The organism is Legionella rowbothamii, assembly GCF_900639985.1.
Taxonomy (GTDB): domain Bacteria; phylum Pseudomonadota; class Gammaproteobacteria; order Legionellales; family Legionellaceae; genus Legionella; species Legionella rowbothamii.
The window spans coordinates 140797-161869 of sequence record NZ_CAAAIM010000003.1 but is presented as its reverse complement, the minus strand read 5'-3'; the positions used below and the strand labels follow the sequence as shown (position 1 = coordinate 161869).

The window sequence follows — 21073 nt, the reverse complement described above, 5'->3', positions numbered from 1 at the left end:
TACTGCTATAAGTTGACGCTGTTTTGAGGCGTATTAGGCTTTTTCAGCACAGACTCGAAAAGACACCATAAGGAGTATATAATCAGCCAATTTTGCAAATTTTAGAGGCCAATAAAATGAATGCTTCGCTTCATGAGATAGCATGTTTAGTACAAGGGACCGTAATCGGCGATGATTCACTACGGATTTCCGCATTATCCCCTATTGATGATATTGCCCCCGGGACACTGGCTTTTGCTGACAGTACAGATAACCTGAAAATCGTAGAAGCATCTTCCGCTGCTGCAATTTTAGTGGCTCAAGGTATGGAAAGCTCTGAAAAACCAGTAATTCAAGTAGCACATCCACTTAAAGCATTTATTTCTCTTCTCCATCATTTTCATCCTGCCCCCAAAATTCAGTCAGGAATTCATCCTACAGCAGTTATTGGGGAGGATGTACAATTGGGAGCGAATGTCTATGTAGGTCCTTATGTAAACATTGAAGCCGGTAGTATTATTGGAGATCAATGCGTACTCAAAAGCCACATACATATTGGCCATGGCGTTACGATTGGTGCGAATACAACCATTCATCCGCATGTGACGGTGTACGATCACTGTCAAATCGGCTCACGAGTTATTATTCATGCATCCACCGTTATTGGTTCTGATGGCTTTGGCTATACCTTTGTTGATGGTAAGCACTTAAAAGTACCTCATATGGGTAAAGTGGTTATTCATGATGATGTGGAAATTGGTGCTAATACCGCTATAGATCGCGCAACCATGGGTGCTACCGTTATTGGTGAAGGAACAAAGATTGATAATCTAGTACAAGTTGCTCACTCAGTAAAATTAGGTAAACATAATATTCTTTGTGGTTTTACCGGCATTGCCGGTAGTTGTACCACGGGCAATCATGTGATATTTGCCGCGAACGTAGGCGTCAGTGATCACGTGACCATTGGCGATGGCGTTGTTTTAGGAGCTCGCTCCGGGGTGGCTCCTAAGAAGGAGCTCAAAGCAGGAGTGGTCTATTTTGGTAACCCTGCACGCCCCAAAGATATTGCCATAAAACATGAACTGGCAGTTAATCGCATTCCGTTAATACGTAAAAATATAAAAACTCTTTCGGAGCAAGTTGCCATTCTAAGCGCACAATTATCCAAGCTCGAGGTAGAGTAAATAATGAAGGCACGATTAATTCTCATCGATGGATCATCCTATTTTTTCCGCGCATTTCATGCGCTTCCCCCTTTAACTAACTCCAAAGGACAGCCCACAGGGGCAGTCTATGGGGTTGCAAACATGATTAAAAAACTAATTAAAGATTATCAGCCAGAAGAATTGGCGGTAGTGTTTGATGCAAAAGGAAAAACATTCCGCGATGAATGGTATCCGGAATATAAAGCCAATCGCCCTCCTATGCCTCATGAATTAAGCTCACAATTTCAGCCCTTAATTCAATTATTAGAAGCAATGGGCTTACCCCTGTTGATTGTTGAAGGGGTGGAAGCAGATGATGTAATTGGCACACTGGCACAACAAGCCACGAAGCAAGGAATTCCGGTAGTAATTTCCACCGGGGATAAAGACATGGCTCAATTGGTTAACGAGCATATTAGCCTGATTAATACCATGAGCAATTCCACCATGGACATTGTCGGGGTGAAAGAAAAGTTTGGCGTGGGACCAGAACAAATCATCGATTACCTTACTCTGGTTGGCGATACGTCAGATAATATTCCTGGCGTTACTAAATGTGGCCCCAAAACAGCGGTGAAATGGCTAACTGAATATCAAACTCTCGAAAATTTAGTAGAAAATGCGGAGCAAGTTACTGGAAAAATTGGTGAGTATTTACGCGCCAGTATTCCTCAACTGCCCTTATCAAAAAAATTGGTAACCATTAAAACCGATTTAGAATTACCCCTAAACATACATGAGTTAAAACCGCAACCGGTAGCTAAAGAATCGCTCGTTGCCCTCGTTCGTGATCTTGAGTTTAAAAACTGGCTAAAAGAACTTTTGGAGCCCCAAAAAAGCCATTCTGAGCAAGCAACAGAAACAAGTAGCATCAATGCAACTCATGAGCTTGTAACCACCAAGGAGCAGCTCGCTCCCTGGATGCAGCAACTGGAACAATGCCAAGAATTTTGCATCGATACCGAAACAACGGATATCGATATTATGAAAGCAGAAATTGTTGGTGTCTCGCTAGCAATTGAGCCACAAAAAGCCGCATACATCCCATTTACGCATACCGATGGCAGTCCACAATTAAACCGAGAAGAGATATTGACCCTATTAAAACCTATTTTGGAAAATCCCCAAATTAAGAAAATCGGGCAAAATATTAAGTATGATTACTCTGTATTAAAAAACCACGGTATTCACCTACAAGGCATTGCCTACGATACCATGCTTGAATCTTATGTGTTAAATAGCAGTGCCGGTCGTCATGATATGGATTCCTTATCCTTAAAATACCTAGGACATAAAACCATTACCTATGAAGAAATTGCTGGTAAAGGGGCAAAGCAATTACGTTTTGACCAAATCCCGGTTGATAAGGCTGGTATTTATGCGGCAGAAGATGCAGAGGTCACACTTCAGTTACACCATAAGTTATTCCCGATGATGGAAGCATCATTGCAAAAAGTATTCAATACCATTGAAATGCCGCTAGTAACGGTGCTTGCGGATATGGAATTACAAGGTGTATTGATTGATGCAGAGACTTTAGAACGCCACGGCACACGCCTCAAAGAACGCATTCAAGAGCTTGAAGCAGAAGCGTTGCGGCTGGCGGGAAGACCTTTTAATTTGAATTCACCCAAACAATTACAAGAAATCTTGTTTGATGAACAAAAGCTCCCAATAATTACGAAAACACCAACAGGCCAACCCTCAACCGCAGAATCAGTGTTGCAAGAGTTAGCTTTTGACTATCGTTTGGCTGCAGTTATTTTGGAATATCGTGGTTTAAGCAAATTGGTATCTACCTATATTGATGCCTTACCTAAAAAGATCAGCACCGGAACAGGCCGAGTACATACCTCATATAATCAAGCAGTGGCGGCAACTGGGCGTCTTTCTTCAAGTGAACCCAATTTGCAGAATATTCCCATACGTAATGAAGAGGGCCGCTTAATCCGTACGGCATTTATTGCGCCTCCTGAACATCTCATTTTGGCAGCAGATTACTCACAAATTGAGTTACGTATCATGGCGCATTTATCCGAAGATGATAGCTTGCTTACCGCCTTTGCTAATGGCTGGGATATTCATACGGCAACTGCTGCAGAAATTTTTCAAATACCCCGCGAGGAGGTAAGTTCAGAATATCGTCGTCGAGCCAAAGCGGTTAACTTTGGCTTGATTTATGGCATGTCCGCTTTTGGACTGGCCAAGCAAATTGGCGTAGAGCGTCAAGATGCGCAACGTTATATTGATACTTATTTTCATCGTTATCCCAAAGTATTAGAGTATATGAATCGTACCCGGCAACAGGCTCATCAAAATGGCTATGTGGAAACTCTATTCGGACGACGACTATATTTACCTGAAATTAATACACGTAATCTGATGCGCCAGAAGGCAGCTGAACGTACTGCGATTAATGCGCCAATGCAAGGCACTGCTGCGGATATTATTAAAAAAGCCATGATATCCATTGCCGACTGGCAAAACAGTCAAGTAAACCCGCCTGCCAGAATGATTATGCAGGTACATGACGAATTAGTGTTTGAAGTGGCAAAGCCGCACGTTGAAGCCTGTACGCAAAAGATTCGTCACCTGATGGAGCATGCCGCGCAACTCTCAGTTCCCTTGCTTGTTTCGATTGGCACGGGAAAGAACTGGGATGCAGCTCATTGAAAATCTTGACGAGGCAAACCAGAACGATACTAGGTTAAAGGCTCGATCCTGGGTTGCTTCACTTCGTTCGCAATAACGGCAACGTTTTATAAAGCAAAACCAATATAGCCGGTATTAGGATAGAATAATACCGGCTATGTGGGCGATTTAGAGAATGTTACAGGAAAAGAGCTGTTCGTCTAAATTTAGCCTCTCATAAGCTTTATGAAGTGCATAATTCCTGATCTCATAACTATTCTTTAAAAGCGTGTCTAGTAATCGTTTGTTTACTACTTCATGCTGATTAAAATAAATACGATAAACATTTTCTCGGTTTGAATCCGTCTGATCTGCCGCCTTTTCGCTTGTCAATGTTAAGTAACTCTCTCCATTAGCAAAAACTGAAACTACTTTTTTATTATTAAAAAACTTAAGTTGTACGGGTAAAGGATCTCGTTTTACACGTGTTACATCATGTATAAGATTTCTTTCTAAAAGATTTTCCCCCCAACCAAAATAAAGCAGACCTCAGCTTATCTGAACGGGGATGAGGGAAAAATTAGTCTGGGAGCAGTGCAAAAATAATGCTTCGAGCCCGTACGTCATGCTAATACGGGCTACAGCTCCCCAAACTATGAGGTTAGGTCTCGAGATCATGCGCGAGTAATCGTCTATTGGCGCGGAAATAAGTTATAGGGGAACACTCCAATAAATCAGATAATTTTTCCATATAGATGCAGGCGAAACGATCTACCTGATACGCAAAATAGCTTTCCTCAGCACCCGCACGGAATATTCGCTCCCATTTAGGATTGAAAAAAGCTTGCTGCTCTTTGATTAGTTTGGTCAGTTGCGCATCCACACGGCTAATTTGCGCCTGTAATTCCTGCAGTTCTTCCTGATATTTTGTCGATCCTTCATCAATACTTTGGGTATGTAAGTGCACGTAGTTCGACTCTAAATCTTTTTTCACTTCCATCATTTCACTAATTTGCCGCTCAATAGGCATAGCTCGTATTTGTGCGTCAATCTCTTCACCTAACTCCTCGACAACCAACGCGGTACGCCAATTACAATCTTTTTTCAGGCGAAGAATATCGCCATAGATATGATCCCCAATGTACAGGATCTCATCTCCACGTACCCGTAAATCCTCAGTAAATTTTTTAGCATTCCCTCCCTGGTAAATACCAGGAACAATAGGGCCGATGAGATTATGCATGGCACCATCAGCCGGATTTACGCCTAAAAAGCGCAAATTATCGTAAAAAAATCGTGGCTTATTGGCTAAGGTAATTACAAACTCAAATAAATCAGCCCAACGTTCCCCTTTGTTGAGGAATGGAGTGATTGCATAATCTAAAAGAAGTTTGGTATACGAATATTCAGAATTAGTTAGTATAAATATTCTTTTGCCATGATGAATGAAATGTTTTAAACCATCCACCAAAACACGATCTTTGATTACATAGGTAGATAAGTTTTTGCTGATAATCGATTTTAAGCTACCATCTGAATGTACCTTGTCCACACAAGCTTGCACATCTTGAGCTATTCCTGGATAGTTGGGCATACCATCGCCTAGGGTATCTTTAAGCTCCACTAATTGCCCATAGAGGACACAAAAGGCAATAGAAAATGAGGTATCGATTGCCATATAGTTTGGGTCGCCTAAATCCACATAGGTACTGCGATAAATTTTCTGCTGCTCAGCATAATCAATTAATTTAGTACCATGGAAACTTTGTCTAATAGCCCCATAGCGACTTAGCTTTAAAATATTACCGTTTTTACGATCAACCACTAAACCACGAATTGCATCATGGTAATTAAAATTTAACTTTTTAATTGCTTCCGGATAATGTTTTGTTGCTACTAATTGTTCTTTGACTAACTGGTACACGAGAGACTCAAAGTTCTCGGAGTGATAACGAATCAAGGTATGGTCCATGTCCAGACCAATTAATTTGATTTTTTTCATGTTGAGGATTCGATTTACAAATACTTTGCACTTACCCATGATTCTAAAACCTTAGTTAAATTGCTTGAAACTTATTTTTTTCATCCTTTCTTCCGCGCTAACAGCTGTCAACTTAGGGGATTATAGGCATGTGGGGGCCCATAACCCAACCTACATGCCTACATTCGGAGGAGAGCGTTTAACGATATTCAATTACCCTTTTAATTTCTTGATACCCTCGTGCGAAGCAACCAATATAACATCGGCTAAACGATGAGCAAATAACCCATTCTCAACCACGCCAGGAATTGTATTTAAGCGATCTTCCAACGCCTGCATATTATCAAAATTTAGATTAAACACATCGAGGATAATATTTCCATTATCAGTAACAAACCCATCTCGATATTCAGGATCCCCACCTAATTGCACTAAATGTCGAGCAACCATGCTCCGTGCCAGGGGAATCACTTCGATAGCCAGTGGAAATTGTCCTAACTGCCTGACGACCTTTGACTCATCCACAATACAGATAAACTTTTTGGCTACTTCAGCAACAATTTTCTCCCGAGTATGCGCCCCGCCACCGCCTTTAATCATTTCACCATGAATGACCACCTCATCGGCTCCATCAATATATACTGGCAACTCTTGCACTGAATTTAAATCTAGCACGGGAATGCCTTCAGCACGTAATCGCGCTTCAGTGGCTTTGGAACTGGCAACACAAGCATCGATTTTATGTTTGATTGTTGCGAGCTCTTTAATAAAAAAATTAACCGTAGACCCGGTGCCTATGCCAACTACTGTATCATTTTCAATATAATCTAAAGCAGCTTTTGCCGCTTTCATTTTTAAATCACTCATTAAAACCCTCTCCCTTTCCTTTGCCTTAGTACTTCATACAAAGAAACGCCAGTCGCTACCGATACATTCAAACTATCAACGCTGCCTAGCATGGGTAAAGAAAATAAGCCATCGCAATGTTCGCGGGTTAGGCGGCGTAAACCCTCACCTTCAGCCCCCATTACAATAGCCATCGCACCAGTGCAATCTGTTTGATATAGTGATTGCGTCGCCTCTCCAGCCGCGCCATAAATCCAGACCCCCTGCTCTTTCAACAACTCCATACTGCGCACTAAATTAGTAACTCGCACCAGCGGTACCGATTCAGCAGCACCACATGCAACCTTACTGACTACAGGAGTAATGCTGGCATTTTTGTCTTTAGGAATGACTACAAAATCAACACCGGTTGCATCGGCGCTACGTAAACAAGCCCCAAGATTATGCGGATCGGTAACGCCATCAAGAATTAAGATCAATGCCGGACTTTTGCTTGCTTCGAATAAGGCAAGAAGATGCGACTCATTATAGTCTGGCAATGCAGAGGCACTAGCCACTATCCCCTGATGGTTAAAATCAGCAAAACGCTGATTCATTTGTTGCGCACTTAGCTTTTCAATACTGACTTTTGCCTGTGAGGCTTTATCTAATAAATCCTGCACGCGTTTATCCATACGCTCCTGACTGATAAACAGCTTACGGATAACTCGATGTGGATTAGCTAATAAAGCAGAAACAGCGTGCACCCCATAAACAAATTGCTCACTCATGGCTTTTTGTGTCCTCTACAACTGGCTCAAAATCGATTTTACGTTCATCTAAATCAACTCGAGCAACTAAAACGGTCATTTTATCGCCCAAACGATATACTTGGCCGCCTCGGGTACCAATAAGTCGATGTTTTACAGAGTCAAAAGTATAATAATCATTCTTCAATGAAGTAACATGCACTAAACCTTCAACAAAAATTTCATCTAATTCAACAAAAATCCCAAAACTGGTTACAGCAGAAATACGTCCTTTAAAGACTTGCCCCAGCTTATCCTGCATATATTCACATTTAAGCCAACTCACCACTTCGCGAGTCGCATCATCTGCGCGTCGCTCTGTCATCGAGGAGTGTTTGCCTAAACGATTCATGTCATCATGCGAATAGTCAAACTCAGGAACTGGATGCTTATCCAAGAGATGTCCTATCGCGCGATGAATTAATAAATCCGGATAACGACGAATAGGCGAAGTAAAATGGGTATATGCCGAATAGGCAAGCCCAAAATGCCCCTCATTAGCCTCAACATAATGCGCTTGTTTTAAAGAGCGCAACATCACCGTCTCAATCAAATGCCTATCAGGTCTATCAACAATGGCATTCATAGTGCGCTGGAAATCTTTAGGTCCCGGCTTTTTACCCCCAGATAATTGTAATCCCAACTCCCCTAAAAATTGCCTTAAAGCTGTAATTTTATCTTCTTCCGGAGCCGCGTGTACCCGATATAAAGTAGGAATTTCTGCACGTTCAAGAAAACGAGCTGTCGCCACATTAGCTGCTAGCATGCATTCTTCAATTAATTTATGCGCATCGTTACGAATCACGGGGACAATGCATTTAATTTTTTTATTCTCATCAAATTCAATACGTGTTTCAGTCGTTTCAAAATCCATGGCGCCACGAATTTTACGCGTGGCTAATAAAACTTTATATAAATCATAAAGCCCGCTAATCATTGACCATAGCGGTGCATGTTTTTCATCACTAGCACCCTGCTCCAACCAATTACCGACCTGGGTATAGGTTAGCCGAGCATGAGAATGAATCACGGCACGATAAAAACGTGAGCGTGCAATTTTACCTTCTTTGCTAATTGCCATTTCAGCAACCATACATAAGCGATCGACATGGGGATTTAGTGAACATAAACCATTGGACAAAGCCTCAGGTAGCATCGGTACTACTTTACCCGGAAAATACACTGAGTTACCACGACGAGCAGCTTCTTTATCTAAAGCAGAGTTTGGTTGGACGTAGTTACTCACATCTGCAATGGCAACATAAAGCTGAAAACCGCCCTTGGGTTTTGCATAGCAATAAACGGCATCGTCAAAATCTTTAGCATCTTCACCATCGATGGTCACAAAAGGTAAAGAGCGTAAATCGGTGCGTCCTTTAATCTGATCTTCAGTTACTTGCTGCGGGATTTTTGCTACTTCGAGGCTGACATCATCAGGCCATTCAAAAGGAATGCCGTGAGCATGGATTGCAACTTGGATCTCCATGCCTGGAGCCATATGCTCTCCCAATACATGAATAATTTTACCAATAGCTTGCGCCCGTTTGCTGGGAAAAGCGATCACTTCAACCAAAACGATTTGGCCATTTTTAGCGCCATTAACAAACTCTTGCGGAATGGAAATATCTTGCGTTAAATGCTTGCTGTCCGGCAAAACAAAAGACACGCCATGCTCGGTAAAAAACCGCCCCACAATGGACGCATTAGCATGTTCTAAAACCTCATGAATTTTAGCATCTGGCCTTCCACGTCGATCGACCCCTACCTGATAGGCTAAAACAATATCGCCATGCATTACGGCGCGCATTTCCTTGGCGGAGAGAAACATATCATCCGAACCATCATCCGGTATGAAAAAACCAAAACCATCTGGGTGGCCTTGTACCGTCCCCCGGGATAAATTAATTTTTTGTAGAAGGCAAAAGCGTCCGCGACGATCTTGCATAATTTGCCCGTCACGCAACATGGCCTTGAGTCGAAATCCCAGTGTCTCTTGCTTATGCTCATCTAAATGTAGCTTTTCAAATAAATGGTTGCGCGACATCGGCTTGCCGTATTCATTAAGTACATCCATAATGAATTCACGACTAGGGATGGGATCGGCGTATTTTTCACTTTCCCGCTCATGAAAGGGATCTTTTGGTTTTTTACTCACTATTCACCACATTTATATTTATTGTCATAGTATAACTTAATCATAATTTGCTCTCTTCTACCACTTATCTTTATAAGTAGCAATGATTTATCCGTTAGTGAGGTAAGACATAACCTCGACCACCAACTGCAGCTTTTAATGCAGGTAAAGACATATTCTCTGCAGCCCAAAACGTTCCTTGCGCATTTTCAGGAAACTTCACTTTGTTCCATTTGCACACAGCAATGGTGCCTTCACAAGGAACTTGCTGCTCATGACCGGGTCTGGATTCAATACAAGTCAATGCAAAGGGACCTTTTTCTAAGGACAGTGCCGCCCATTTTCCGCCTTCTAAGCGGCTGGTCCAACCGGCACTCGCTCCGGGATTTTTCACCGGATGAGTCACCCACATATCAATAGCCGTAATATTATGGATAAAAACTAAAGCTTTTTTATCCGCTTGAATGGTTACCGCATTCCCCTGCACCATCACCGGCTGACAGCCAACGGGTAATTTAGATTCGGCCGCAATAACTGATGAAGACAGCGCCAATAATCCTAAAATTGCTATAACCTTCATGTTTGTTCTCCATAGATGCTTTATCACTTTATAATAAAAATTATATAATTACCCTGTACTGCTTACTAGTACCGTTTTCGAAATGGTACCCGCTTTAACTGTCAAAAAAGGAACAACCCAACATGCACATCTGGATAGATGCCGATGCCTGCCCCAAAGTCATTAAAGAAATTTTATTTCGTGCGGCAAATCGCACTAAAACATCAATGACTTTAGTCGCTAATTCCTTTATCAACTATCCGAACTCTCCCTTCATTCGTGCCGTGCAGGTAGAAAAGGGGTTTGATCGAGCCGATCATTATATTGTAACCCATGTTCAAGCACATGATCTGGTGATTACTGCAGATATTCCGCTGGCAGCAGAAGTAATTGCCAAACATGCCCTCGCTCTTAACCCACGGGGTGAACTTTATACTGCAAATAATATTAGGCAGCGTTTAAATATCCGTGATCTCAATGAACAACTACGTGCTAGCGGCCATAATATTGGAGGACCACCTACTTTAAGCATCAAGGAAAGAACTGCCTTTGCGAATGCACTCGATCGTTGTCTGGCCAAAAAATAATTGTAAAATCAAATAAGCTTTCGTGAGTTTGACACCAATCTCTTTGCAGCCTAAATTTAAAAATATATCCATCATGGATGCTTAGCATGAAGCTTATCACCTTTTTAGCATTTTTATTGGGAAATATTTTCGCATTTGGAGCTCAGGTTGAGGTTGGTGTTTTAAGATTTGTTCCACCATTTGCCTCAGAAGTTGGCCATACTGGGCAATTCTATGGTTTTTGCATCGAATTAATGAATGAAATCTGTAAACGTACTGGCAATACTTGCACTTATAAAGCCACTGATGTGGACAAGCAATTAGCTGCTTTGCGCATAGGCAATGTGGATATAGCATTCTTGCCCGCGCCCGTAGTATTGACCCCCAATGAGGATTACCTGTATAGCCTTCCCTATTTACCCAGCCAAAGTCAATTTATGATTTTAAACAGTAATACCACCATCCATTCCATAGATGATATCAAAGGCAAAAAAATCGGTGTGCTAAAATCAAATAACATCAAAAATACCGTGTTACGCAAATTTACAGCAGCAGATAACATCATTGAATATGATGGAATTAATGGATTAGTTTCTGGAATAACCTCTGGGCAAGTTGATGCTTTACTCCTCAACCCCAGCGTGAGTAAGTACGTTACCAATAATGTACAGAATCTAAAGATGATTGGAAAACCGATTGATATTGGCATGGGTTATGGCATCGTCGCCTTGAAAAAGAATGCCCAACTAATCAATAAAATTAATGCCGCATTATTACAAATGGAGGCGGATGGAACGTATGAAACCATTTACAAAAAATATTTTGGCTACTAAACGACCACTTTTCTATAGATCCCATTACTTTTTTTAGGGTACACTTCGTGTTTTTTATATTTGCAGGATAAAATATGTCGGAACAAATTCAGACATCAACCATTACTGAACTACATCACGCATGTATTAATCAATGGAAAGCCTCTGGAGTCTCATCTCAACATAATGGCTTCTATCGTCTAGTTGAAGAAAATCACGCTTTTAATTATCAACTCTGGCATGCGGAAGATCGCGCCCGTCGTGATGATATGGGCTCTGAATTTGTCTATCAGGCTAAACGGGAAATTGACCAATGCAATCAAGCACGCAATAACCGGATGGAAGCAATGGATACATGGCTTTTTAACCTTTTACAGCCTGCGACCCACGACCAATGCCCGGTTAACTCAGAATCGCCAGGAATGATCATTGATCGATTGTCTATTTTAGCGCTTAAGTCATACCATATGGCCCTACAAACCAAGCGTCAGGATGTAAACGATGAGCATCGTCGCACGTGTTACGACAAGTTAATAGTGATTCAGCAACAATTAGAACAATTGGCTTTTTGTTTAGATACTTTTTTGAATGAAATTTTAGCAAAAAAACGTACTTTTAGAGTTTATCATCAATTTAAAATGTATAACGATCCTACGTTAAACCCTGAACTTTATGCTCCCGCGGAGTAACTGTGGGTGATGGTGTCTCATTTGGTCTGAAAAAGTTGTAAATGTTTTGAAAGGAAAGAGTTCTTTTAAGGGAAGCAGGCGGAGAATTTTTAGAACTCTCGCTTGATTCCCCGGCGACCTTGGTTTTCGTTCCCTCATCCACTGTTTTTTCTACACTCAGACTTTCTTTATTTTTAGCCTTATTCTCTTTCCCTAATCCACGTGCTAAAGCCCGCAGCGATAAAACTGCTGAAAATACCGCCGCACTCGCGACAGTAAGCATGAGCATAGCCGATGGACCATGATCGTGGTCTTGAGGATCCGTCTGTAAGAACGCTAAGGCAATTAACGTGGCAAAATTATTTCCTTTGGAAATACCAGAAAAGAAGGAGCGAAAAACTTCCAGCCACTCTTGTGTTAACGACTTTTGAGTGTCTGCGGGCTTACGCACATCACTGAGCCATTGTTTTAATGTTTCAAATGAGGGTACTGTGCAATTGTCACAGGTTATATTATTCTGTAACTGGCTAAGCTGCTGGAGCGACTCATCAGCAACCGTATGCTTCTGGCTTTGCTCCTGCAAATATTGGTGATGAGCGTGCATCAAAAAAGCGGTAACACTGATAATTGATGCAATACCCGATGAAATAATAGCAATTAATAATGCAGGTGGGAAAAGGGCTGTACTTACGCTAAATACAGACGTAGCCATAAATAAAAAGCTGGTTAATACACCATAGGCGAATAAACCATTTTTGACCCCTAAAAAAAATACTGTGCCATAGCTTGGGGTCGTTTGTTCTTTTAATTCTTGTTGTAACAAAATAAATTGTGCAATTAAGCGGGATACGTCACTCTTCATATCTTGGGAATAGACATTGTCAGAGCGCACTAACTTTCCATACGTCGTTTCTAGTTCTTTAGCAACTAACGCAAGCTTACAACGCGTTTGAGTTGCCAATAGCTCTCGCTGCGCTTCATATCCTTCATAAATACGTGCAGCAACACAAGCCATGGAAAAAATGATTGTGAATCCCGACATAACGGCAAATAGTTGAGGTGTTAAGACGGCCAGACTAACTACGCCGGCATACAAATAAAGACTGTCAATCAAACCACCTAAGGCACGTGCAATCAAGTCCATTGCGCGTTCGCTCATCGTTTGATACTGGATTTTACTTGGGTCGTTTAAATAATCTTCATGCTCTTCTTTAGTTAAAAAAGGCATGCTTTTATCAGAGAGACGCTTTAACAGGTCTTTATTAGCATTCATTTTCTTTTTACGCTGCTCTTCCGTCGAACGCTGTAGAAAACGGTTAAGGGTCGCCACCAGCCCTAAGGCCAATCCAATAGGAATGATGAGAAACTTTAGATCTGCGGCATTTAAAATACCAATAATTTGAACTAAGCTTTTCCATCCCTTATATGCATTTTTCATCCCTTTCATCATGTCGCGAAAATAGGGCCAGGAATTGGCAATAAGATATTTCATCTCATCGCGTTTTCCGGATTCTTTGTTTTTTTCTTTTTCAAAATAACTTGCGAAAAAAGCAAAGCTAACTAAAAACAGGGCTTCGCCAATAAATAAGGACATTCCTTGGGGGGAACACAAGACTCGACGCATTAAATCAGGATCATTACTGCTGGAAATGCAAACTTCAAAAAAGAATTTGAACATGCTATAAGAAGAGCTGAGGGAGTCAAAGACGTTATAGACGTGGTGAATGGTACGATCTTTCTCCAGCTCTTGGGCTAGGAGAACAGTTTGCGCATCGATAAGATTGGCAATAGCCAACAAGAACACCAATTCTTTACGCTTTTTCGACGAATCTTCTTCATTCTTAAGAGACATGCGTCACACGGGCCATCAGTTAAGATTGAAAGACATTATATTCTTTACCATCCTTAATGTCAATTATAAATCCACACTGAATCAAAAAAATACAATCTCGCCGACCATCGTTAATGATAACACAATCTTCTCCGGACAAAAAATATTTAATGAAACCCATTTACAGACTGTGACTTAGAGTGCAAACCTGCTACGATATTGCTCCAACACGTTTGAAACCTCTATACCTTGATAATTTTTAAGGTATATACAACTCAGGAACGAGGATTAAATGAGAACAATATCTGCTCTCTTTATTTTTATGTCACTAATGACTGGACCCCTTATGGCAAAAGATGCAGTACACATTTATGGTTATGTTGAAAAAGTCTCATTCCCGGAGAAAGACTTAGTCTTATCTGCAAAATTAGATACCGGAGCTAAATCAGCATCATTAAATGCAACCAATATTTCAGAAGTCAACGTAAAAGGGGTACCCTATTTACGCTTTACCGTGCCCACTAAAAATGGAGACTACATTTTCGAAGGGGAATATAAAGGCCGTGTAAAAATTAAAGTCCGTGTAGGGGAAAATGGCTCCGGCTTATTACCTCATGAGCCCATTAAACGTCCTGTAGTATTACTTGCAATGCAGCTTGGAGATCAAGTTAGAACAATTAAAGTGAATTTAACTAACCGCAAACGTTTCAATTATCCTTTATTATTGGGTAGAGATGCCATTATTGCCTTTAATGGGGCAGTAGATCCTGCCTTAACTTTTACCGTTAAAACCCAGAGCAGTAAGAAATAATGAAAAACAATACGCGTCACGTTTATGGTCTTATCCTCACGTTATTTATTTTAGGAACGGGAATCTTTTTGTATCGGCATCTCGTACTGGACGTGCCGCTAACGGATACAGAAACAGTCAATAGTTGGATGGTAGAGTCTAACTTACGCTTTGTTGCTGACCCCAGCACCCCCATTAAAGCAAGTTTCAATATTCCCTACTTACCCCCGCACTTCGCCATTCTCGATGAGTATTTTGTGTCGCGAAACTATGGAGTGACCACTAACCTCAATGGGGATAACCGAGAAACAGTGTGGTCCATACGACGAGCACATGGCGCCCAGTCCTTGTATTATCGAGCAATATTCCGACAAGCTGAAGCCAATGATTCCCCCTTAGGCACTCCCACTGCAATTAAGTCACAGCCATTGAATGAAAGCCAGAAATCTGCAGTAGAAACAATTACCAATCAAGTAAGGCAAACTTCCGCAGATATTAAGACTTTCGCTCAAAGTACGGTTAAAGAATTAAATAAGCAAGATGGAAATGCCAAGCTATTGGTGGGTAACGAATTCTCTGATGAACAAATCATTAATGCCTCCATATTAATTTTGAATCAATCAAAAATTTCGGCAATGCCGGTAAAAGGTATTTACTTATCGCAGCAAAATAAAGCCGAGCTAAAATTCTTTTTAGCCGTGTTTAATGGTAAAAACTGGATTTACATTAATCCCAAAACAGGCGGCGCAGGCTTGCCCAAAGACTTTTTGATCTGGCAGTACGGCAATGAACCCGTATTTAATGTTACTGGTGGTAAAAAACCATTATTTAATATTACGGTATCACCAACCCCCATTAATGCCTTAAGCATTGCAAAATCCCGGGGTTTACAGTCCGATTCTCAACTATTACGTTTTTCGTTGCTGCAACTTCCCGTAAATGTACAAGCACTCTATAAAATCTTACTCACCGTCCCTATCGGTGCCTTTATTATCTTAATTCTCCGTAATTTTATCGGCATTAAGACGTTTGGGACCTTCATGCCGGTATTAATTGCCTTAGCTTTTAGAGAAACCCATGTCATTTGGGGTATCTGTCTGTTTGTAACGGTTGTGTCCTTTGGACTGCTAGCACGCTTTTATCTCGATCAGCTGCGGCTGCTTTTGGTACCGCGATTGGCTGCCATTCTTACGGTAGTCATCCTGCTCATGATCTTTATTAGTGTGGTCAGTCAAAACCTTGGATTGGATGCAGGTTTATCCGTAGCCCTCTTCCCCATGGTTATTTTAACCATGACTATTGAGCGTATGTGCATCACTTGGGATGAGCGCGGTGCGTCAGAGGCAATCAAATCAGGCGCTGGTAGTTTATTTGCTGCGGTAATTTCTTATTGGGCAATGAGCTATGAGCCTCTTCAGTATTTAATTTTTGCATTCCCCGAATTACTTTTAGTATTACTCGCGCTGATTTTATGGTTTGGCCAATATCGTGGCTATCGGTTGTTTGAGTTAAAACGCTTTAAAGCGCTTGCGAGAGAATAATGATTAATTTGTTTCGCCGTTTAAAAGATCATGGGATATTAAGCATCAATCAACGAAATACAGATTTTGTATTACGTTATAATCCAAGAAAATTGTTTCCCTTGGTTGATGATAAACTTAAGACTAAGAAATTAGCCCTGCAAGCCGGTATTGCCGTTCCCCCCCTATATGAAATCATCGAAACAGAGCAGCAAATTAAATCAATTGAAACCCTGTTTGCGCCCTACGATGATTTTGTCGTGAAGCCTGCTCGAGGTTCTGGGGGCGATGGCATTTTAGTATTTAAAGATAAAGTCTACGGACGTTATCGCCAAATTAATGGAAAGCTTACTACAGCCCAAGAGTTGAGCTACCATTTATCGTGCTTATTATCTGGTGCTTACAGTCTGGGTGGTTCTTCGGACTACGCTATTATCGAAAAACGCGTGGTAGTAGATCCCATCTTTGCCGAGGTAAGTTATGAAGGCATTCCTGATATTCGCATTATTTCATTATTAGGCTATCCCGCGATGGCAATGGTGAGACTTCCCACCCGTTTATCTGGCGGTAAAGCAAACCTGCACCAAGGTGCCATTGGCGTTGGCGTGGATTTAGCGTCAGGGAAAACATTAGGTGGGGTATTTCATAATGACACAATTGATTATCACCCGGACACCCTAAACCCTATTGTTGGAATCAAAGTTCCCTATTGGAATGAAATATTGGAGATCGCATCCAGTTGTTATGATTTAACTGGTTTAGGTTATCTTGGCGTGGATATTGTGCTCGATAAAGACCATGGTCCTTTAATGCTGGAACTGAATGCACGTCCGGGATTAAACATTCAAATTGCAAACCGGGAAGGTGGTCTTAAGCGTTATCGCACCATTGAAGCCCATCAAAAAGAACATCCTAATGAATCTGTAGCAGAAAAAGTGGCGTTTAGCCGTCGCACGTTTGCTCGTGGCGAGTAGGATAAATACTTCCTCGTGTTTATCCCTAGGCTGCGCTGCCAAGCCCAGCCTACATAAGACACAAACGGGTGTTTAATCCCCCAAACACCTCAACTTACACCGCGAGCGTGTTGAATAAACAAACGCTTAAGCGGCATAAAAGAATTACAAAAGTCCAAACCCAATCCCCGTAAAGTCACCATAGGGGTAAACGAATTACTAAATAATCGCTTGAATCCCTCCATCAGCGCGATCGTTTGCCATACGGCATATTTGCGTTCACGTTGATAGGAGCCCAAGGCCTTTTTAGACACTAAATGGCCTTGAGCAGCATCCAAACATTGCAACCAGGAATGAATGTCCGCTAGCCCTACATTTAAACCTAGACCGGCTAAAGGATGTATCGTATGAGCAGCATCTCCAAGCAGTAACCAACGAGCACCGGTATACTGCTTCACATGTCGCATTTGCAAAGGAAATTGATGACGAGTACTGATTAAATGAGCCGAACCCAACTTTTTAGCAAATGCCTTAGTTAACTCCTCATTAAATTGCTCATCCGTACATTCCATCAATTTTTTAGCACGTTCGGATTCGGTCGACCAAACAATAGAGCATTCATTAGAATTTGCCAACGGTAAAAAGGCTAAAGGGCCATCAGGATTAAATACTTGATATGCTGTATGCTGATGCGCTTTTTCTACAGCTACTGTCGCCACAATTGCCTGCTGCTGATAAGGCCAAGTGGTTAATGGAACCTTAAGTTTTTGCCGGGCCGGTGAATTAGCGCCATCGGCAACCATTAATAACTGTCCGTCCCAGCTCTGTTGCTGGCTACAGACCTTAATACCCTGAGACTCCTCATGCACTGCATCCACACAACAGCCTGGAAATAAATGAATTTCAGAATATTGGGCAGCTTGGTGTAATAATGCCTGCTTGAGTACGGATTCTTCAATAATCGTGCCCAAATGTGAACTGGCCACACAACGTGAATCAAAATCGATATGGGCACCATTTACTCCATCCCAAACATACATTTGGCTGTAGGGTGAAAGGCGAGATTGTTCTAACTGCTGCCATGCACCTAATTGCTGTAGCAAGGTCTGTGAGGCTTGATTAATCGCATAGACACGTAAATCGGTTTTACTCATATCAACCGTTAACGAACCGGCATCAATTACTGCGATAGTATAACCACGTTGTGCCATGGCAATCGCTGCAGTTAATCCAACAACCCCACCACCAATGATTAATACGTTAAACTGCAAACTCATTTTATTTACCTCTAGGCTTATGCGTCATGTTCGTTTAACGCAATCTCACAGACTAAATCGGGAACAACACCACCAAATCCACGAGCGTAGCGTGCTAAAAGACCTTTTAAGCTAGGAATATTATCAAGAGCGACTAAACCTAAGCCTCGAGCAATTCCTAAACCAGGTAAGCGACTGGTAAATAGGTTAATTAAACCATCGGTGAAGCGCGTAATGATACGTTGATCATGGACTCTTAGTTGCACATACTGCGACAACATTTCCGCATTTAAGCCATGCTTTGCAATACATTGTGCTAAAGTAGCTACATCTCTAAGCCCTAAATTAAATCCTTGGCCTGCAACCGGGTGTAAGGTATGTGCAGCATTTCCCACAAAAACCACAGATTCTTTAACTTGTTGCGGCATTAACACTTGCTGTAAAGGAAAAGAGGAACGCTTGCCGGTTTTAGTAAAACGGCCCAATCGGTATCCAAAAGTCTGTTGCAATTGACGTAAAAATTCATCATCAGATAATGCCAGCAATTGACTTGCTTCTTTAGCAGGCACCGCCCACACTAAAGACATTCTATTTTCTTGCATGGGCAATAACGCCAAAGGACCATGAGCAGTGAACCGTTCATAAGCACGTCCAGCATGTGGCTGGCTCAAGCCAATATTGGCAACAATCCCCTGTTGTCCATACAACTTCGTTTGTGAAGGCAAGCCGCAGAAACGTCGTACGGCAGAATGAGTTCCATCAGCCGCAACAATTAAACGGGCAGCAACATTTATTTGTCCAGCATCCGTATTAATCGTTACTGTCTTCTTACTGAGATCGAGGGACTCAACCGTAGCTGGGGCCAAAATCTGCTGAGGCTCCAACAGTTGATGCAGAGCACGGTTGATGTATTGCATTTCCACAACATGGCCTAAAGGCGCATCAACTTCACCATATAAACGCGATGCCCCAAAATGAGATTGATCTGAAACATGAATCATCTCGATGGGTGTTGCTTGCGTCTCTAAATGCTTCCAAACACCAAGCATGGTTAAAATACGCTGACTCGCGGGAGAAAGTGCCAAAGAACGAGCATCAAAATCAGGATTGATTTTATGCCCAAAAGCATGCGCATCCACTAACAAACAACTAAATCCAAGCCCTTGCAACGCCAACATTAACGTTGCTCCAGTTAGGCCCCCACCAATAATCAGAATATCTATTTCTTTACTAGTCACGCATTAATGCCTCAATGTCAGCCACATCAACAGGTAACGCCCCAGTCAATACTTCATGACCAGTAGCAGTTACTGCCACATCATCTTCGATACGTACCCCAATACCCCACCAACGCTTATCGACGCCCGGGATATTCGAGCTAATATATAGACCCGGCTCAACCGTTAATACCATTCCAGGTACTAGAGGACGCCAGTCACCGTCTATTTTATAAAGACCACTATCATGCACATCTAAGCCAAGCCAATGCCCCGAATTATGCATATAGAAAGGTCTATAGGCATCCTGCATAATTAACTCATCGACTTCGCCCTGCAAAATACCGAGCTCACATAAGCCTTCTGTTAAAACGCGAAGGATGGTTTGTTGTACTAAATTCCAGGGCGCACCTGGTTTTACCACCGCAATACCTGCTTTTTGTGATTTAAGTACGAGCTCATAAATACTTTTTTGTTCTGGACTGAACTTACCACTAATGGGGAACGTTCGGGTAATGTCTGCAGCATAATTTTCATATTCGCCACCGGCATCAATCAACACCAAGTCTCCAGAATTTAACGGATGGCTATTGTCAGTGTAATGCAATACACAAGCATTTTCACCACCACCCACAATCGGATCATAGGCCACGCTACGGCAACCCTGACGGCTGAATTCGTAAATCAATTCGGCCTCTAATTGGTATTCGGTACGCAGCTCTTTGCATTGACGCATGGCACGCAGATGAGCATCTACTGAAATACGCGCCGCCTGACGCATTAAATCCAATTCTGCCTCGCTTTTAATTAAGCGCATTTCACCTAAAATAGGCTCCAAATCGCAAAGGCAATGTGGCGCTTGAACCCCTCGACGCACCTGATCTTTGAGTACCGCCAGGGAATCCATAATCAATTGTTCCAACTCAGCATTACGGGCAAGGGAATAATAAACGGCTGATTTACCACTCAATAAGCCTGGGAGCTCTTCGGCGACTTCATCAATAGAAAACGCCAGTTGCATTCCTAACTCTTCTACAGCACCTTGTTGCCCTAAACGTCTACCTGTCCACTGTTCCGCAGCCGGATTCCGTGGGCGATTAAAGAGAATACTTTGACTTTCTTTGCCAGCAATCAGCACTAAGATGGCATCCGGCTCATTAAAGCCAGTTAAGTAATAAAAATTACTGTCTTGACGAAAACGATAATGGGCATCCCCATTGCGTAACTGTTCATGTGCCGCGATAATAATCGCAACACTGCCTTCGGGTAACTGCTGCGCTAATTTATTTCGTCTTGCCTGATATTCTTGCTGAGTAATCATACCAACATCCTTA

The 21073-nt window shown here is 41.9% G+C and carries 17 protein-coding genes; 8 read left to right on the top strand and 9 right to left on the bottom strand.

Going from position 1 to position 21073, the window contains the following annotated elements:
• Positions 1 to 116 precede the first annotated feature (116 nt).
• Together lpxD and polA are read left to right on the top strand one after the other, a co-directional pair.
• Positions 117 to 1166 carry a UDP-3-O-(3-hydroxymyristoyl)glucosamine N-acyltransferase gene (gene lpxD, locus E1P08_RS07455; protein WP_133136404.1) on the top strand — a complete coding sequence of 350 codons (1050 nt, stop codon included), beginning with the start codon at positions 117 to 119 and terminating at the stop codon, positions 1164 to 1166.
• Between the two features lie 3 nt (positions 1167 to 1169).
• Complete coding sequence (polA, locus tag E1P08_RS07450; RefSeq protein WP_133136403.1) at positions 1170 to 3860, top strand: DNA polymerase I; 2691 nt, start codon at positions 1170 to 1172, stop codon at positions 3858 to 3860.
• Positions 3861 to 4479: 619 nt separating this feature from the next.
• Here the strand turns inward: polA and E1P08_RS07445 are convergent.
• The 5 genes from E1P08_RS07445 to E1P08_RS07425 form a co-directional block, all read right to left on the bottom strand.
• Positions 4480 to 5859, bottom strand: coding sequence for an HAD-IG family 5'-nucleotidase (locus E1P08_RS07445; RefSeq protein WP_133136402.1), 1380 nt, complete (start codon positions 5857 to 5859; stop codon positions 4480 to 4482).
• Between the two features lie 153 nt (positions 5860 to 6012).
• The gene (rpiA, locus tag E1P08_RS07440) at positions 6013 to 6666 is read right to left on the bottom strand and encodes a ribose-5-phosphate isomerase RpiA (protein ID WP_133136401.1); all 654 of its coding nucleotides are present in this window, start codon (positions 6664 to 6666) and stop codon (positions 6013 to 6015) included.
• Complete coding sequence (gene rlmB, locus E1P08_RS07435; protein ID WP_133136400.1) at positions 6666 to 7415, bottom strand: 23S rRNA (guanosine(2251)-2'-O)-methyltransferase RlmB; 750 nt, start codon at positions 7413 to 7415, stop codon at positions 6666 to 6668. Before rlmB ends, rpiA begins: the two co-directional genes overlap by 1 nt.
• A complete protein-coding gene (rnr, locus tag E1P08_RS07430; protein ID WP_133136399.1) occupies positions 7408 to 9588 on the bottom strand; it encodes a ribonuclease R in 2181 nt (726 codons plus the stop codon). Before rnr ends, rlmB begins: the two co-directional genes overlap by 8 nt.
• 94 nt (positions 9589 to 9682) lie before the next feature.
• Entirely contained in the window at positions 9683 to 10147 is a 465-nt protein-coding gene (locus tag E1P08_RS07425) for a hypothetical protein (protein WP_133136398.1), read from the bottom strand.
• A gap of 122 nt (positions 10148 to 10269) precedes the next feature.
• On the opposite strand from E1P08_RS07425, the gene E1P08_RS07420 reads away from it, so the two are divergent.
• From E1P08_RS07420 to E1P08_RS07410, 3 genes are all read left to right on the top strand, one after another.
• A complete protein-coding gene (locus E1P08_RS07420; RefSeq protein WP_133136397.1) occupies positions 10270 to 10713 on the top strand; it encodes a YaiI/YqxD family protein in 444 nt (147 codons plus the stop codon).
• Positions 10714 to 10799: 86 nt separating this feature from the next.
• Positions 10800 to 11525: a transporter substrate-binding domain-containing protein gene (locus E1P08_RS07415; protein WP_165485124.1), complete on the top strand. Its 726-nt coding sequence runs from the start codon at positions 10800 to 10802 to the stop codon at positions 11523 to 11525.
• Between the two features lie 74 nt (positions 11526 to 11599).
• Complete coding sequence (locus E1P08_RS07410) at positions 11600 to 12193, top strand: DUF4254 domain-containing protein (protein WP_133136395.1); 594 nt, start codon at positions 11600 to 11602, stop codon at positions 12191 to 12193.
• Here the strand turns inward: E1P08_RS07410 and E1P08_RS07405 are convergent.
• Entirely contained in the window at positions 12156 to 14024 is a 1869-nt protein-coding gene (locus E1P08_RS07405) for a hypothetical protein (RefSeq protein ID WP_133136394.1), read from the bottom strand. The two genes, E1P08_RS07410 and E1P08_RS07405, sit on opposite strands and share 38 nt — an antisense overlap.
• Positions 14025 to 14295: 271 nt before the next feature.
• On the opposite strand from E1P08_RS07405, the gene E1P08_RS07400 reads away from it, so the two are divergent.
• Genes E1P08_RS07400 through E1P08_RS07390 form a run of 3 tightly spaced genes read left to right on the top strand, consistent with a single transcriptional unit; the run spans position 14296 to position 17287 of the window.
• Positions 14296 to 14814, top strand: coding sequence for an ATP-dependent zinc protease family protein (locus tag E1P08_RS07400; protein WP_133136393.1), 519 nt, complete (start codon positions 14296 to 14298; stop codon positions 14812 to 14814).
• Positions 14814 to 16334: an inactive transglutaminase family protein gene (locus tag E1P08_RS07395; RefSeq protein ID WP_133136392.1), complete on the top strand. Its 1521-nt coding sequence runs from the start codon at positions 14814 to 14816 to the stop codon at positions 16332 to 16334. Before E1P08_RS07400 ends, E1P08_RS07395 begins: the two co-directional genes overlap by 1 nt.
• Positions 16334 to 17287 carry an alpha-L-glutamate ligase-like protein gene (locus E1P08_RS07390; RefSeq protein ID WP_133136391.1) on the top strand — a complete coding sequence of 318 codons (954 nt, stop codon included), beginning with the start codon at positions 16334 to 16336 and terminating at the stop codon, positions 17285 to 17287. The genes E1P08_RS07395 and E1P08_RS07390 overlap by 1 nt, the downstream gene beginning before the upstream one ends.
• Before the next feature lie 89 nt (positions 17288 to 17376).
• Here the strand turns inward: E1P08_RS07390 and E1P08_RS07385 are convergent, their stop codons facing one another.
• Genes E1P08_RS07385 through pepP form a run of 3 tightly spaced genes read right to left on the bottom strand, consistent with a single transcriptional unit; the run spans position 17377 to position 21060 of the window.
• Positions 17377 to 18543, bottom strand: coding sequence for an FAD-dependent monooxygenase (locus tag E1P08_RS07385; RefSeq protein ID WP_133136390.1), 1167 nt, complete (start codon positions 18541 to 18543; stop codon positions 17377 to 17379).
• A gap of 17 nt (positions 18544 to 18560) precedes the next feature.
• Positions 18561 to 19760, bottom strand: coding sequence for a 2-octaprenyl-6-methoxyphenyl hydroxylase (ubiH, locus tag E1P08_RS07380; RefSeq protein WP_133136389.1), 1200 nt, complete (start codon positions 19758 to 19760; stop codon positions 18561 to 18563).
• Entirely contained in the window at positions 19753 to 21060 is a 1308-nt protein-coding gene (gene pepP / locus E1P08_RS07375; RefSeq protein ID WP_133136388.1) for a Xaa-Pro aminopeptidase, read from the bottom strand. The genes ubiH and pepP overlap by 8 nt, the downstream gene beginning before the upstream one ends.
• Between the last annotated feature and the right edge of the window lie 13 nt (positions 21061 to 21073).

Bases quoted from the DNA above. Each gene is read 5' to 3' on its own strand.
- polA (WP_133136403.1), top strand. From the start codon at position 1,170: ATGAAGGCACGATTAATTCTCATCGATGGATCATCCTATTTTTTCCGC.
- E1P08_RS07445 (WP_133136402.1), bottom strand. From the start codon at position 5,859: ATGGGTAAGTGCAAAGTATTTGTAAATCGAATCCTCAACATGAAAAAA.
- E1P08_RS07400 (WP_133136393.1), top strand. From the start codon at position 14,296: ATGAGAACAATATCTGCTCTCTTTATTTTTATGTCACTAATGACTGGA.
- E1P08_RS07420 (WP_133136397.1), top strand. From the start codon at position 10,270: ATGCACATCTGGATAGATGCCGATGCCTGCCCCAAAGTCATTAAAGAA.
- rlmB (WP_133136400.1), bottom strand. From the start codon at position 7,415: ATGAGTGAGCAATTTGTTTATGGGGTGCACGCTGTTTCTGCTTTATTA.
- E1P08_RS07425 (WP_133136398.1), bottom strand. From the start codon at position 10,147: ATGAAGGTTATAGCAATTTTAGGATTATTGGCGCTGTCTTCATCAGTT.
- E1P08_RS07390 (WP_133136391.1), top strand. From the start codon at position 16,334: ATGATTAATTTGTTTCGCCGTTTAAAAGATCATGGGATATTAAGCATC.
- E1P08_RS07410 (WP_133136395.1), top strand. From the start codon at position 11,600: ATGTCGGAACAAATTCAGACATCAACCATTACTGAACTACATCACGCA.
- E1P08_RS07385 (WP_133136390.1), bottom strand. From the start codon at position 18,543: ATGAGTTTGCAGTTTAACGTATTAATCATTGGTGGTGGGGTTGTTGGA.
- E1P08_RS07405 (WP_133136394.1), bottom strand. From the start codon at position 14,024: ATGTCTCTTAAGAATGAAGAAGATTCGTCGAAAAAGCGTAAAGAATTG.
- pepP (WP_133136388.1), bottom strand. From the start codon at position 21,060: ATGATTACTCAGCAAGAATATCAGGCAAGACGAAATAAATTAGCGCAG.
- rpiA (WP_133136401.1), bottom strand. From the start codon at position 6,666: ATGAGTGATTTAAAAATGAAAGCGGCAAAAGCTGCTTTAGATTATATT.
- lpxD (WP_133136404.1), top strand. From the start codon at position 117: ATGAATGCTTCGCTTCATGAGATAGCATGTTTAGTACAAGGGACCGTA.
- E1P08_RS07415 (WP_165485124.1), top strand. From the start codon at position 10,800: ATGAAGCTTATCACCTTTTTAGCATTTTTATTGGGAAATATTTTCGCA.
- E1P08_RS07395 (WP_133136392.1), top strand. From the start codon at position 14,814: ATGAAAAACAATACGCGTCACGTTTATGGTCTTATCCTCACGTTATTT.